Annotated in this window: 12 protein-coding genes; 4 read left to right on the top strand and 8 right to left on the bottom strand. The window is 37.3% G+C overall.

What is annotated here, in order from left to right:
- Positions 1-46 precede the first annotated feature (46 nt).
- Both AC000W_RS06595 and AC000W_RS06590 read left to right on the top strand, forming a co-directional pair.
- Entirely contained in the window at positions 47-706 is a 660-nt protein-coding gene (locus AC000W_RS06595) for a metal-dependent transcriptional regulator (RefSeq protein WP_474747017.1), read from the top strand.
- Positions 703-1,527: a ZIP family metal transporter gene (locus tag AC000W_RS06590; protein ID WP_474747015.1), complete on the top strand. Its 825-nt coding sequence runs from the start codon at positions 703-705 to the stop codon at positions 1,525-1,527. The genes AC000W_RS06595 and AC000W_RS06590 overlap by 4 nt, the downstream gene beginning before the upstream one ends.
- 27 nt (positions 1,528-1,554) lie before the next feature.
- Here the strand turns inward: AC000W_RS06590 and AC000W_RS06585 are convergent, their stop codons facing one another.
- The 4 genes from AC000W_RS06585 to AC000W_RS06570 all read right to left on the bottom strand — a co-directional run bounded on the left by AC000W_RS06585 (position 1,555) and on the right by AC000W_RS06570 (position 9,259).
- Positions 1,555-2,700: an efflux RND transporter periplasmic adaptor subunit gene (locus tag AC000W_RS06585; RefSeq protein ID WP_474747013.1), complete on the bottom strand. Its 1,146-nt coding sequence runs from the start codon at positions 2,698-2,700 to the stop codon at positions 1,555-1,557.
- A 10-nt stretch (positions 2,701-2,710) separates the two neighbouring features.
- Entirely contained in the window at positions 2,711-7,054 is a 4,344-nt protein-coding gene (locus AC000W_RS06580; RefSeq protein WP_474747012.1) for a CusA/CzcA family heavy metal efflux RND transporter, read from the bottom strand.
- Positions 7,055-7,124: 70 nt separating this feature from the next.
- Positions 7,125-7,523 (bottom strand): hypothetical protein, encoded by a 399-nt coding sequence (locus AC000W_RS06575; RefSeq protein ID WP_474747010.1) that lies wholly within the window; start codon positions 7,521-7,523, stop codon positions 7,125-7,127.
- Positions 7,524-7,741: 218 nt separating this feature from the next.
- A complete protein-coding gene (locus AC000W_RS06570) occupies positions 7,742-9,259 on the bottom strand; it encodes a mandelate racemase/muconate lactonizing enzyme family protein (protein WP_474747009.1) in 1,518 nt (505 codons plus the stop codon).
- A 177-nt stretch (positions 9,260-9,436) separates the two neighbouring features.
- On the opposite strand from AC000W_RS06570, the gene AC000W_RS06565 reads away from it, so the two are divergent.
- Both AC000W_RS06565 and AC000W_RS06560 read left to right on the top strand, forming a co-directional pair.
- Entirely contained in the window at positions 9,437-9,859 is a 423-nt protein-coding gene (locus AC000W_RS06565) for a hypothetical protein (RefSeq protein WP_474747008.1), read from the top strand.
- Positions 9,860-9,917: 58 nt separating this feature from the next.
- A complete protein-coding gene (locus AC000W_RS06560; protein ID WP_474747007.1) occupies positions 9,918-10,304 on the top strand; it encodes a DUF423 domain-containing protein in 387 nt (128 codons plus the stop codon).
- A gap of 1 nt (position 10,305) precedes the next feature.
- On the opposite strand, the gene AC000W_RS06555 is transcribed toward AC000W_RS06560, so the two are convergent.
- The 4 genes from AC000W_RS06555 to AC000W_RS06540 are packed head-to-tail and all read right to left on the bottom strand — an operon-like array spanning position 10,306 to position 13,182.
- Positions 10,306-11,019 (bottom strand): DUF4097 family beta strand repeat-containing protein, encoded by a 714-nt coding sequence (locus AC000W_RS06555; protein ID WP_474747005.1) that lies wholly within the window; start codon positions 11,017-11,019, stop codon positions 10,306-10,308.
- Positions 11,020-11,064: 45 nt separating this feature from the next.
- Positions 11,065-11,817, bottom strand: coding sequence for a DUF4097 family beta strand repeat-containing protein (locus AC000W_RS06550; RefSeq protein ID WP_474747004.1), 753 nt, complete (start codon positions 11,815-11,817; stop codon positions 11,065-11,067).
- Positions 11,818-11,860: 43 nt separating this feature from the next.
- Positions 11,861-12,658 carry a zf-HC2 domain-containing protein gene (locus AC000W_RS06545; RefSeq protein ID WP_474747003.1) on the bottom strand — a complete coding sequence of 266 codons (798 nt, stop codon included), beginning with the start codon at positions 12,656-12,658 and terminating at the stop codon, positions 11,861-11,863.
- The gene (locus AC000W_RS06540) at positions 12,655-13,182 is read right to left on the bottom strand and encodes an RNA polymerase sigma factor (protein WP_474747001.1); all 528 of its coding nucleotides are present in this window, start codon (positions 13,180-13,182) and stop codon (positions 12,655-12,657) included. The genes AC000W_RS06545 and AC000W_RS06540 overlap by 4 nt, the downstream gene beginning before the upstream one ends.
- Positions 13,183-13,199: the final 17 nt, after the last annotated feature.

Raw genomic sequence — 13,199 nt, 5'->3', positions numbered from 1 at the left:
TTTTTATATATAAAAATGTATTTTTGTATTAATCGACATTGTTATAATGACTCAATCAGAAGAAAATTATATAAAGACTATTTTTCATTTAGGAGGAAACAAAACTAAACTCATATCCACAAATGCCATTGCAGAGCAAATGGAAACCAAACCCTCCTCTGTGACCGATATGGCAAAAAAACTGGCAGAAAAAAAGTTGGTCAATTATATAAAGTATCAAGGAGTTTCATTGACGGATTTAGGAAAGAAAACAGCATTATCAATTATAAGAAAACACCGTTTATGGGAAGTGTTTTTAGTTGAGAAGCTAGATTTTTCTTGGGATGAGGTGCATGAAGTAGCGGAACAGCTAGAGCATATAAAAAGTGAACAGCTAATCAATAAACTAGATGAGCTATTAGATTTCCCAAGATTTGATCCACACGGTGACCCTATTCCCACCAAAAATGGGGAGTTTAAAGAGAGAATTAAAAAGCTATTGAGTGAAGTTCCGTTAAATAGTACTGGGATTTGTGTTGGGGTAAAAGATTCAACTGCACCTTTTTTAAAATTTTTAAGCAAGAATAATATTGCTCTTGGTCAAGTAATAAAAGTTGTGGATAAAGAGGAATTTGATGGTTCTTTGACTATTGAAATTAATAAAAAAAAGATGAATATTTCCAATCAAATAGCATCTAACCTATATTTAAAAATTGATGAGAAATGATACAGACTGTAATTGATTATTTTGAATCTATAGACCCTATCCTAGCGGCATTCTATGCCACCTTGTTTACATGGGGTTTAACTGCTGCAGGTGCAGCATTGGTCTTTATGTTCAAGACAATGAACCGTGCCGTGTTGGACGGTATGTTAGGTTTCACGGGTGGTGTCATGGTAGCGGCCAGTTTTTGGAGTTTATTGGCACCAGGAATAGAAATGAGCCCTGGAGAAGGATTTGTAAAAGTAATTCCAGCCGCAATTGGATTTTTATTGGGTGCCCTGTTCCTTTTTGGGTTGGATAAAGTGCTGCCGCACTTACATATTAATTTTAAGGAAAGTGAAGCAGAAGGAGTAAAAACACCATGGCACAGGACAACCCTTTTAACCTTGGCAATTACCCTGCATAATATTCCTGAGGGGTTAGCAGTGGGTGTTTTGTTTGGAGGTGTAGCTGCCGGATTTGATGGGGCAACCATAGGTGGAGCAGTTGCTTTGGCCTTAGGTATAGGATTGCAAAATTTCCCAGAAGGTTTTGCAGTGGCCATGCCTTTACGCAGACAGGGGTTAAGTAGAAGAAAAAGTTTTATGTATGGACAGGCTTCTGCCATGGTTGAACCCATTGCAGCAGTTTTGGGTGCATGGGCGGTAATGACATTTCAGCCTATTTTACCTTATGCCCTTTCTTTTGCGGCTGGGGCCATGATTTTTGTGGTGGTTGAGGAAGTAATTCCCGAAACACAGCAAGACAAATACACTGATATTGCCACAATGGGCTTTATTGCCGGCTTTATCGTGATGATGAGCTTGGATGTAGGGTTAGGTTAAATTTGTTTTTAATAGCAGAAATATTTTTTACTCACTAATAAGATTAAAAATACCTTTGGTCAAGAAAGTACTGGTAGCATCAAATTGACTTACATTTTTAACAGCTGTATAGCCACCATAAGTATTGCCTGCTTGAATTTCCACTTGTTTAAAAGTATAATCAGTTTCATTTTTAGAATCCACTAGAAGCACATAGGAAATATTATTTATGGTAACGATTGCTTCTGTCGGCAAGGCCCGTTCCAAAAAGGAATCTGTGATTATTGAGGCATCCACAAACATCCCTGTTAAAATGTTTTGATTGGATTCATCTTTAAGATGTCCGTGTACTTTTATGGTTCGGTTTTCATTAATTGAGGTGCCTATTAAATAAACTTCCGCTTCATAGGTTTCATTCGAAGCTTCTGGTATAACAAACTGTATTTGTTGTTCTTTTTTAATTTTCATGATGTCTTTTTCAAATACAGACAGCTCTAAATGAATATGGTCGTTATCAATAATTTCCAAAATGGACGTTGCCGGGGAAACAAACATTCCTTTGGTTATATTGACTTTTGTAATACTTCCACTGATTGGGGCGTAGATGGGAGCCGTTGTGGTAATTATTCCATTTTCAACATTGGCTATGGAGATATTGAGCATGGATAATTTTTTACGGAGACCGTTGTGCCTTGCAAGTGCGGTTTTATATTCACTCTCAGATTGGAGATACTTTTTTTGAGAACTTATATTTTCATTAAAAAGGATTTTTTGGCGGTCATATTCAGATTTTAAGTAAACCAAACTTTCACTAAGTTCAACATAGTTCTGTTGCATGGTCACAAATTCTGGATTTTCAATGGTGACCAATGCCTGTCCCTTTTTCGCGGAATCCCCTATTAAAAATGGGGTGTTTTTAATATAACCACCCATTGTGGCACTTACGATCACTTTATTCTCTGGCGGAACATCTATCATTCCATTGGCCTTAACAACTATAGGAAAAGATTTTTCTTCCAAGCTTCCCATTTCCATGGAACCCTTTTCAAATTGTTCATGGGAAATATTGATTAGGTTACTGGCAGTTTGTGTATTATTCTCAACAGCTTCAGCTCCTTTTTTTTCAGAAGAATTGCAACTAGAAAAACTTGCTGCTAGTCCTATGATGGCTATTTTATATATGAAATGTTTCATGAACATGATTTTAAAGAGTTAGGTAATTAATATTGATGACTGTTTGGTTGTATTGGTTAAGATTGTCCAAATAACCAAGCTTAACTTCATAAGCGTTTTCAATGCTCTGTATATATTGAAAAAAATCTATTTCCCCATTTCTAAAACTTACCATGGCAGTTTTAAGAATTTCATCGGATAGGGAGGAACCTTCTTGTTCATAATAGAATAGGGCCTTTTCTCGTTTTGTGAATTCTGCCAATAAGGCATTGTAGTGCGTGTCCAATTGAATCTTATAATCCTTGGATTCCTCCGAGGCTATATCTTCTGCTATCCGAGATGCTTTAATTTTTGAAGATTGACCACCAAACAATAAAGGTATTTTAAGCCCTAGTTGATACCCATAAAGATTCTCATTTAAGTTGTCATTTGTACCCACAAAATAATTCAGGCTTATATCGGGCAACAATTGTTGTTTCTGCACATTATTCTGTGCTTTCATTAAACCCAATCGGTTTTGATAATAGACCATTTCTGGGCTTTCCTCAATACCAATTTCCTTTATTGGAATTTTATTGATGGGTACCGAGACAATTTTAATTGCCTCATCCGCCTGAACCTTTTTCAATAAATTTCCATAAGCTACCGAAGCATCTTGAATAGCTTGATTATATAGGATATTTATTTGTTTTTGTTTGGATTGTGCCGTTATCTTTTCCAGATAATTGGTTTCACCCAATTCAAATTTTCGCTGTGCCACGCTAGAAAAGTTTTGATAAATACTGTCCAGCATTCTATAAACACCTTCCTTTTCTTTTTCATAAAGGTATTGGTAGTAGTTTGCCGTAACTTCTCGTTCTAGCCTTTTCTTTTGAACTTCATAGGTGCTGGATACTAGGTTATAACTGGTTTTATTCAATTTTTTTTCAGCAAAGTATACCGATGGGAACAGAAAATCCTGTTGTACACCAAATACTTTTAGAGGGTCATTGTTTACGGCAAGATTGTTCTCATCATAATGGTAATACACTTGTGTCTTATCAAAACTGAAGGCACTATTTATGAGTGCGTTGGATTGTTCAACTTTGAGTTCTTCAGCTTTTAGGCCCGCATTGTTTTTTATGGCCAGTTCAATCAAATTGTTCAAGCTTAAAGGTTTTTCTTGTGACCTAACACATAATGGAAAGCAGATTAAAATCAATAAAAATCCTAACCCAGTAAGGGATTTTTTAGCCGCTTTGGAAGTGCTCTTTTTCTGTCTTGGAGTGCTGAAATATCCATATAATATGGGTAGTACAACCAAAGTCAAAAGTGTGGCTGTAATCAGCCCACCAATAACTACGGTTGCCAATGGCCTTTGTACTTCTGCCCCTGCACTGGTGGACAATGCCATGGGCAAGAACCCTAAAGCGGCTGCAGAAGCCGTAAGCAATACTGCCCTTAACCTATCTTTTGTTCCTTGTTTTATAAGTGCTTCCATGCTTTCATAACTTTTGGTTTTTAATTCTTTAAAATGTTCAATTAGGACAATGCCGTTAAGGACTGCAATACCAAATAGGGCTATAAACCCTACCCCAGCAGAAATACTAAATGGCAATCCTCTTGCCCATAATAATAATATGCCACCAACAGCCGCAAGCGGTATGGCAGAATAGATGATCAATGCTTCCTTGACCGATTTAAAGGCAAAATAAAGCATCACAAAAATTAATAGGAGTGCTATGGGGACAGCGACTTTTAACCTGGCCGTTGCACTTTGCAGGTTTTCAAACTGGCCACCATAGGTTATGGAATAGCCCACGGGCAATTTTACATTATCATTTATTATTTTTTGAATATCATTCACAACAGATTGTAGATCTCGGTTGCGGACATTGATGCCCACCACAATTCTTCGTCTGGTATCATCCCTAGATATTTTTGCAGCACCCTTTTGATAGGTGATTTCTGCAAGCTCGCTCAGTGGAATTTTTCCATTAGAGGGTACATCCACATATAAGTTTTTTAAATTTTCAATGTCCTTTCTATTCTCTTTTTCTAAACGGACCACAAGGTCGAACCTTTTTTCGCCCTCATAGATACTGCCAACGGTACGCCCGGCAAATGCCATGGATACCATATCATTTAGATCTTTGATGTTTAGGCCATAACGAGCAATTTTTTTCCGATGATAAACTACACTCATTTGGGGAAGTCCAACAATCTTTTCCACCGAAATATCTGCGGCACCGGGCACATTTTCAATCAAAGATTTTATTTCATTGGCCTTTTTGTTGAGAATATCCAAGTCCTCTCCAAAAATCTTAATGGCAATGTCTGCCCTTACTCCGGTAATCAATTCATTAAAGCGCATTTCTATGGGTTGTGTAAACTCTACTTCCATACCGGGAATGATGGCAAGCGCTTCTTTGAACTTATCGGCTAAATCATCTTTGGTTTTGGCAGAGACCCATTCTTTAATTGGTTTTAAAATGATGATGACATCACTTTCTTCCATGGACATGGGGTCTGTGGGAACTTCTGCGGCACCTATTCTGGTGACAACTTGCTCCACCTCTGGAAATTCATCCAATAGAATTTTTTCTATTCTTGTGGTGGTTTCTATGGTTTTGCTAAGAGAAGTCCCTGTTTTTAAAACAGGCTGAATCACAAAGTCGCCCTCATCCAAGGTGGGAACAAATTCACTTCCCATAGTTGTAAAAATGAAGGCGGCAATAGCAAGTAAAAAGATGGAAATTCCCAACACCCACTTTTTACTTTTAAAGGCCCAATTTATAACGGAATCAAAGATGTTGTTCAACCGGTTCATTAAACGAACGGAAATATTTTTATCGGATAGGGTTGATGGCTTTAGGAACATGGATGCCACTACAGGGACATAGGTAAAGCAAAGCAACATGGCGCCAATCAAAGCAAAACTAAAGGTAAGGGCCATGGGCTTGAACATTTTCCCCTCCACGCCGCTCAGTGAAAGGATGGGAATAAATACAATAAGGATAATGAGCTGCCCAAAAATGGCAGAACTCATCATTTTAGAAGCACTTTTAGTGGTTATGTTGTCTTTTGCAATTTGATTGCCCTCTTTGGAAAGCAATTCCAATTCAGATTTTTTTGATGTGATCTGAAAGGCAATAAACTCTACAATAATGACCGCACCGTCAATGATTATTCCAAAATCAATGGCTCCCAAGCTCATTAAATTGGCGTCAACACCAAAAATATACATCAGGGAAAGGGCAAATAACAAACAAAGGGGTATAACAGAAGCCACAACCAATCCAGAACGAAAATTACCCAATAAGAGTACTACTACAAAAATGACAATCAAACATCCTAAAATAAGATTTTCAGTGACCGTGAAAGTCGTTTTTGCAATGAGCTCACTTCGGTCTAAAAACGGGTTGATATATACGCCCTCTGGTAAGGATTTTGATATGGATGCCACCCGCTCCTTCACTGCATCTATGACTTTTTTGGAGTTGGCATCCTTGAGCATCATTACCTGCCCCAATACTTTCTCGCCTTGGCCATTCCCCGTAATGGCCCCAAAGCGGTTGGCACTGCCATAATCTACCTGAGCTACATCTTTAATGTAAATGGGAATACCCTCAGTTGTTTTTACAACTATATTTCTAATATCATCTAAAGTGGTTACTAGCCCTTCCGCTCTAATGAAGTATGCTTGGTTTACCTTTTCAATATATCCACCACCGGCGATGCTATTGTTCATTTCCAAAGCAGTAAATACTTCTTGGGCCGTAATGTCCATGGCAAGCAACCTTTCTGTGGTTATGGCCACTTCATATTGTTTTAAATAGCCTCCCCAGGTATTTACCTCTACAACTCCGGGAATACCTGAGAGCTGCCTTTTTATAATCCAGTCCTGTATAGTTCTAAGGTCTGTTGCATTGTATTTGTTTTCATATCCTGGCTTAACATCCAAGATATATTGGTAAATTTCTCCCAATCCAGTAGTTATAGGTCCCATTTCTGGAGTGCCAAATCCGGCAGGGATTTTTTCTGATGCTGTTTTTATTTTTTCTGCGATAAGCTGGCGCGGGAGATAGGTGCCCATGTCGTCTTCGAAAACGATGGTAATCACTGACAATCCAAATTTGGAAACAGAACGAATTTCCTTAACACCGGGAAGGTTAGCCATTTCCAGCTCCACGGGATAGGTGATAAATTGTTCCATATCCTGGGTAGATAAATTTTTGGATGTTGTAAGTACCTGTACTTGGTTATTGGTCACATCTGGAACGGCACCAATGGGGATTTGGGTGAGCGAATAAACCCCAAAACCGATAATAAATAAGGTAAACAAGAGTACAGCAAACTTGTTCTTGATACTAAAATTGATGATATATGAAAGCATAATCCATTATATAAAATTGTGAAGCTATTGGTATATAGCTTATTAGAAAATGATATGTGTCAACAATGAATTAAACGTGCCGGGGTGGCTGAAAGGGGCCATCCTTTTCAAAAAAAGAATAGGATGCTTGGTAGAAGTAATTGGTAGCACTATCCGTCATAAATTCTGGAGTACTTGTATATATAGAAGTGTCATTTAAAACAAAGGCGGAAAGCGTTACGGTATGCGCTTGGTGCTGAAAAGGCATTTCCTCATGCTCCTGCTGTTCTTCTTGATGTTTTTGGCTATGCTCTGCTTTTAGTTCCCCATAGTGTTTGGAAAGAAATACCAAAAAATTATCCCCATATTCCTCTGAATGGAATTGTGCATGCTCAATTAACTCGTCCATTTCCACAATTTCGCCTATGCTAATATGGAAACTTTGAACCAGAATAAGAAAAGAGGTCGCTATGGAAATTAGTTTTATCATAAAAAGTCTACTAAAGATAAAACATTTTAGAGAACCTTTCTTTTTACTATTACAATTCACCCCCAGTTTAGGATTATTCTAAATAATTGATTTAAATATGGTTAGATGGATTCTCACAATGAGTTTGACCTGAAAACAGAAGTATGAATACTAGTATCCATACTTCTGTTTTATCAATTCTCTGAAATGAGAAATATCATATTATATTCACTTATTTTTCAACTCCACAGCCTATCATGAGAACGCTTTTCCGTCCATTCTGGAGTGGGTCTAAAATAACTTTTATCCTCCTTATGAAGGTGTTTTTTGATTTCATCCTCATTTAAATCTACTCCCAATCCCGGAGCATCTAGAGGGACATTGGCAAATCCTTTGGTGTACAATGGTTGTTTGCCCACCATGTTCATTAATTTAGGCCACCAAGGGTTGTCCACACATTGTATGGGAAGTTCCAACGCCAAAAAGTTTTGGGTGGCAGCAGCGCAATGTACATTGGCCATAAAAGAAATGGGAGTGCCCGCAAAATGCATTTTCATGGCTACACCTTTTTCTTCTGCATAGTCGCCAATTTTTTTGGTTTCCAAAATACCGCCAGCAGTACCCATATCTGGGTGTACAATATCCACGGCACGAGCATCGCACAATACCCTAAAGGCTTCCTTGCCAAAAATATCCTCCCCAGTTATAGTAGGCGAGTTAATAGCTTCGGTAATGCGTTTGTGTTGTTCGGTCTCATCCCAAGGCACCATATCTTCCAGTGAGGCCAATCTGTATTTTTCAAGGGAATTGGCAACCCGTATACAATTGTTTACATCAAAATGCCCAAAGTGGTCTGCAGACAATGGAATATCATAGCCAACAACTTCCCTAATTTGTGCTACATAGTTAGATAGTACATCCAAGCCTTTGTCGGTTACTTGGATGGCCGTGTTGGAGTGCCTTGTATTTTGGTAAGAAAGATAATTGTCCAAGTTGTTATCCTCAAAACCCTGTATGTATTTTGTATTAACTGTTGTTCCTGGAATATGGCTGTAGGCTTCTATGCCCGGATGCATTTTTAACCAAGTAAAACCTTGGTCTACCATACGTACCTTACAGTCTTCTTTAAATTTTTCTACGTCTAAGTTCTTTTTATCGTGCTCTGGTACATAGGCATATAAACGTACTTTATCTCTATACCTACCTCCCAATAGTTGCCATACGGGAACATCATAGGCTTTGCCCGCCAAATCCCAAAGGGCCATTTCTACCCCACTAACCCCACCAGCTTTTCTACCATGACCTCCAAATTGCTTTATTAGTTTAAAGAGCATTTCTACATTGCAAGGGTTAAGTCCAATGAGCCTGCTTTTTAAAAAAAGGCCATATCTGGGGTCTGCACCGTCTCGTAATTCTCCCAAGCCATAAATACCTTGGTTGGTATCTATTCTAATAATCACATTACGGGCATTGGTATAGGAGGTACCATTGTCTAAGGTAGCATAACGTATGTCCGTTATTTTTAAATCAGATGGGTTAGAGAGTCGGTTTACTTTAGAGGTGGATTGCGCAATAGAATCTTGAAAGGACATGCTCATAAGACCAGTAAGAGCCATGCCGCCCAAGCCTGTTCTTTTTAGAAAATCTCTTCTATTGGCTGTGGTTTTTGGGCTAGCTAGTTCTTCTTTTATTTTTTTGGCTTCTTGTTGTTCTAGTTGTTTGTTTTCTTTTAATAATTGGTTTAGGATTGGTTTCATTTTTGTGGTTTTTTAGTCGGTTTTTAATGCTTCCTAAAATTAGACAAATAATTTGCTAAGAAGAAGTTAAAGTTGATGACCAACCTGTTTTTGAGAGTTTCAATGGCAGCATTTTGACACTATTGCATTCTTCTTGGCAATTGTGTAGCTTAGAGAATCCAAAAATATATATAGGAAATGGGAGTAAAGAAGCGGCATTGGTTTTGGAACACATTGATAGTGATTACACTTATAGTTTGTTTTTTGTCTTTTGTGGCGCACTATAAAAATTGGACAAAGGTAGAAGATGGGGAGTTTCAGATTTTGTCCGGGGTGTATTACCAATACATTCCGTTTTCTGAAATGGACAAGGTTTCTATGGTAGAAAAATTACCTTCCATGAAACGAACCAATGGCTTTTCTGTTAAAACAGTAGAGAAAGGGATTTTTAGGGACTCTATCACCAACCGGAAAGTTTATGTCTTTGTTGATGATTTAAGGCAGCAGAAAATAAAATTGGAATACAAAGATTCCCTTCAGCTGTTCCTAAATTTTAAAGACTCGCTTAAAACCCAAGAGCAATTAGACTTTTTTAAAACAAAAATAGAATTGAACAAATAGTTTGATTGTTACCTTTGTAGTTCCTGCATAGACAGGATTCATTTTTTATTGATCAAGAATGATTTTTTTAGTTCAAATAGTAGGTGCTGTGTATGGTTTCCTTGCCGTAATTTTTGGGGCTTTTGGTGCCCACGCCCTAAAAAAACGTTTTACGGAAGACCAATTAAAAAGTTTTGAAACGGGTGTTAAGTACCAAATGTACCATGCTATTTTATTGCTGGTACTAGGCTTTAACCTTCCTTTTAATTCCACTTTGGAAACCAATATGGCCTATTGTTTTATAGTGGGCACATTTTTATTTTCTTTTAGTATTTATGGTTTGTGCTTAAGTGCCTCCAAGGGTAGAAAAATGAAGTTTTTAGGACCAATTACCCCCATCGGCGGACTGTTATTGGTCGTTGGATGGGGGATGCTGTTATACTTTTTTGTAAGGAACTTTATATAATCTAAAGTCTTAAGTACATATTTCCATTAATGGTGTTTAGCCTCAATTTGTTTTTGCCGTCTTGTACGCTCCCTTCTATTTTTTGACCAACATGGCGGTTGGTAGAGCTAAAGTTCAACTTTTCATCGGCATATATATCACCATGAATGGTTTCTGCAACCAGATGGGCATTAATCATTTTAAGGTCTATTTCTCCATTGATGGTTTTCAGATCCAAATCTCCCGCATACTTTGCAATATCTATATCACCATTGATGAGGTCGGCCGTAAATTCTCCTTCAATAAGTTCTGCCGTTAAATTTCCGTTGATGCTGCTTATATTAAATTTGGCATTTTTAGGGACATAGAGCGTGTAGTTAAACTCATACTCATCGCCTGTAGAGAAGTATCTTCTTTTTTTACCAGGGTTGTTTTTCTCATACACGGCCCAAATCTTTTTAAAAATAGGCTCCGCATTAGAAACAATACTTATTGTAGAACTGTTGTTTTTAACATCCAATTCATACAAATCCAAATAGTTGCCATCTTCGGTATAGAGATTTGCCTTAAAATAAATGGTGGACTTGTCCCAAGTTTTTACTTCGATTTCCGAAGCAAATTTTAACTCTACATCTATGGTTTGATTGTTATAATCAATACTTTTTTCAATGACTTTTTGTGCGGTACTTGTTAAGCAGATGAGGCTCAACAATAGGGTTGTTTTTATGGTTTTCATGACTGTTCGTTTTTTAAGTGGTGAATTAATTTTTGTATTGATGAATTATTCTTTTCTTAAATAAATATTTCCATTGATGGAATTTAATTTAATGGTCACACCACCATTATTTATTGCGCCTTTAATTTTACTACTAGCTATTGCTTTTAACCCGTTTTTCTCTGGAAGCGTTAAGTCAAAATTGGTATATACATTCCCATTGAGAGTGCCAATATTTAGATCTGCAGATGTAGCAGCAGGCATGGTGATATCCACCTCTCCATTTACCGTATTGATGGTTATAGGGGATTTTTGACTAACCTTTGTAAAGCTCACTTCTATCTCTCCATTCAATGAGTTGGCAGTTAAAGGACCCGTAATATTTTCCAGAGTAATGCCCCCATTTAATTCTGCTGTAGCCTCTATTTCTCCTTGGAACCCATCTATATCTATATCACCTTGCCAAGTGGTTTTCACCATAACATTTTGTGATGCGGGTAAGTAGATTACGGCACTTTCGTTTTTCTTAAGATTTCTAACCAGCAAATTGTTTCCTTCTTTTATTACATAGAACCCAAGATTGGTATTGTCCGAACCACCTTCGCCAACTAGTTTTAGCCCTTTGGCTCTTGAGGGGGTTTCATTAGAACCTCTAGCTTTAATTAATAGCTGGTTGCTATTATGGGTTTTTAGGGTTATGTCCGATTGAGACTCAATTTTCACCCATTCTACTCCATCTAAGGATTTGGTGTAATCTTCTTGCGCAGTAATAGTTGTGCAGATAAAAAGTGCTAATAATGTAATTTTTAATGATTTCATGATTATTCGTTTTTTGACGCCCAGACAAGCTAGGCATAGGTTATTATATAATACTTGGTAATACTGTTTCTATATGTTTTTTTACATAAGGTTGCGTGTCTTCCTGCTGTAATAATTCTTGCATAGGCGCCACTGCTTTTTTCTCTTGAATTTGCACCAATATCTGAATGATGGCAATTTGAATCCCAGGGTCTTTTTCCGACTTTAAGGCCAAGATGAGGTCATTTTTAACGGTTCCCGATGCTGTAAACTTTCCCAATGCCTCTACTGCTGACAATCTTACATTGGTATTTTCATCATGAAGCATTCTATCTGCTAAAGCATTTACAATTGCTTCATCTGGATTGGAAAATTCTTCAATATAGTTGACACCCTGTATGCGCTTACTGGCAGATTTATTTTCCATAAGAGCCAGCATGGTCATTTCCTTTATCCCAGAGGCTTCATCCATCAAAGCAAAGATTTCCACATTGGATTTTTGTTCCTGTTGCTTTTTTCCTAACATAAAAGAGCCTACTAATAGAGCAATCCCTGCGGCTATCTTTAGGAAATTAAAAGACCATGGATTTTTGTTGGAGATGGTCTCCGCGTTCAAGGAAACCACCCTTGGATGGTTTTGCTTTTCTTCCTCCAACTTTTCAAAGAAATTGGCTCTTACCGAGTCGGATGGTTCTAATTTTTCTTCTTTTTCAAAAGAATTGAAAAGAATTTTTAATTCTTCTAATTCTTCTGAACAGACAGCACATTTTTTTAGGTGCTCTTCAACATCACTCTTATCAGAATCATTTAAAAGATGATCCAAATACTCTGGAAGTAAATCTGCTATATGTTTCTCTTTCATCCTATATTTTTTTCTAAATAAATACCTTTCAATTTTTTTAAAGCCCTGCTCACTTTCGTTTTCACTGCACCAGGAGTGCTGTCCATTATTTCTGCCAATTCTGCATATTTTATTCCCTGTAACCTGTTCAATACCAATAGTTCTTTATCAGTAGTTTCCAATTTGTTTAAAGCCAGGTGCAAATGAGAATAATCTTCATTTTTTACTTCCTCATCCAACACCGTATACTTTAATATTTCTACATCTTCATGATACTCCTTGTTTTTCCTATAATGGGTCTTTATACTGTTTCTTGCAATCGTGAATAACCAGGAAACAAACTTGCCATTGTTATAGGAAGTTCTGTACTTCATTAATTTGTAAAACACCTCCTGTGTAATATCCTCACTTAACATTTTATCTCCAGACATTTTGTACAGAAAGTTAAAGACATGTTTGTGATGTCTTTCAAAGAGAATCTTAAGTAAGTCAAGGTTCCCTTTGGCAACTTCTGCCATTAGCATTTCGTCTGTTTGCCCTTTCAAAAGAGTGTTTTTAGTTG

The organism is Saonia sp. (genome assembly GCF_056326165.1).
The sequence above is the reverse complement of the archived record's forward strand: the minus strand, read 5'-3'. Positions and strand labels throughout refer to the sequence as shown.